This is a genomic window from Pedobacter sp. 01T416_2, from assembly GCF_056398925.1.
This window is the reverse complement of record NZ_JBFTQI010000974.1, coordinates 1-1,914: the sequence shown is the minus strand read 5'-3', so window position 1 is coordinate 1,914 and position 1,914 is coordinate 1. Positions and strand designations below refer to the sequence as shown.

The following is a 1,914-nucleotide window of genomic DNA, read 5'->3' as shown; positions in this document are numbered from 1 at the left end:
AGTCGTCATTGCGAGAAGGCTTTTTCAGCCGACGAAGCAATCTTTCTAGCAAGGATTGCTAGCAGGAAAGATTGCTTCGTCGTTCCTCCTCGCAATGACGACCGCACTATTAGAACTGTCATCCTGAGCTTGTCGAAGGACCTTTTTAAAATGTCTTATGAGGCGTTTCGACAGGCTCAACGTGACAAATTTGATTGAATTACAAATATGATTCAGCCTTATGACGATCGCGTTAGTTAAACAGGCTAAAAATAGTCAGTACAAATAAAATTAAGAGAATTAAGATTAGAAAGATCCCCCTAAGCGAACAAGATGAAGAAAAGCGACGTAGCAATTATTGGAATGTCATGCATTTTTCCGGGTGCAAAAGATATGCAGGCCTTTTGGGAAAATATTATCAACCGCGTAGATTCTACACAAGAGGTTCCGGCTGATCGGATTGATCCTGTTCATTTCGACAAAGCAATTACCGGGGTAGATCGTTTTTATTGCAATCGAGGAGGTTTTATTCCCGATCATCAATTTGATCCCCAACGCTTCGGAATTTTACCCTTGGCTGTTGAAGGTACCGAACCCGATCATCTGTTGACCTTAGATCTGGTTCACCAGGCATTAGAAGATGCATCAGTATTTGAAAAAAAATATTCCCTCGATAAAACCGGGATCATTATTGGCAAAGGTAATTATGTGGGGCCTGGGGCAACCCGCGCCATCGAAATTGTAAGAACTGGCGAGCAAATTTCGAGTGTATTAAAAGACTTGATGCCACAACTTACTGATGCAGAAATTGAAAAGGTAAAACACGAATTTCAATTACGTAAAGGCCGTTTTAGTGCCGATACCGCAATGGGATTGATCCCTAATTTAGTGGCCTCACTGGTAGCCAACCGCCTTAACTTAGGCGGACTGGCTTTTACTTTGGATGCTGCCTGTGCCAGTTCACTCATCGCAGTTGATCATGGCGTGCAGGAACTGAATAGTGGCCGTTGCGATATGATTATTGCAGGCGGGGTACATTTAGGTCAAAATGCTGCTTTTTGGAGCATATTCTCTCAATTGGGTGCATTATCCAAACAAGAAAAAATAAAACCTTTCGATCAAAATGCCGATGGATTGATTATTGGCGAAGGTTGTGGTTTTGTTGTGCTCAAACGCCTCGAAGATGCCATAAGGGATCAGGATAAAATTTATTCAGTAATTAAAGGTGTGGGCATCAGCAGCGATGGCAGCGGAACCAGCGTAATGAGTCCATCGGTTAAAGGCCAGTTAAAAGCCATAACCGAAGCCTGGAAAAACGCAGAACTGGAAAGTAAAAATATCGGCTATTTAGAAGCCCATGGAACAGGCACCCCACTTGGCGATAAAACCGAGGTTGAAACCTTAAAACAGTTTTTCGGTCAGGATGCCGATCTGCCAAAAGCAGGTATCGGTTCTGTAAAATCGAATATCGGTCATACCATGCCCGCAGCAGGTATAGCAGGATTGATCAAGTCGAGTTTGGCTTTATATCATGGTATCATCCCCCCTACTTTACATTGTGATGAACCTGTAGCACAACTGGCCGAAACCCGTTTTTCTGCCGTGCAAAAAGCGATAGACTGGAACCAATCGGGTTTGCCAAAACTGGCAGCTGTAAATGCATTCGGTTTTGGTGGAATAAATGCCCATGTGGTATTAACCGCTTATGATACGCCTAAAAAAGATGAAGTATTGGTCATCGCAAGGCCAAGTCATGATGCCTTGATCGAATCGCTCGAAAATGGAGATTATAGCATTGGGAATGGGAATTTCCGTTTAGTGTTATTTAATCCAAGTCCCGAAAGGTTCAAAAAAGCCTTAAAAATTGTGGCTAAAAATTCTCCCTGGAGAAATAAACAGGACATTTGGTACACATAAACAGGACATTTGGTACAC

General features: G+C 42.7%; 2 protein-coding genes. Both read left to right on the top strand.

Annotated features, from left to right (window positions below):
- A partial coding sequence (locus AC1DPQ_RS26460) for a hypothetical protein (RefSeq protein ID WP_477611392.1) occupies positions 1–198 on the top strand: 198 nt, incomplete at its 5' end.
- Between the two features lie 114 nt (positions 199–312).
- Positions 313–1,896, top strand: a complete 1,584-nt coding sequence (locus tag AC1DPQ_RS26455; protein ID WP_477611391.1) for a beta-ketoacyl [acyl carrier protein] synthase domain-containing protein — start codon at positions 313–315, stop codon at positions 1,894–1,896.
- Positions 1,897–1,914 lie beyond the last annotated feature (18 nt).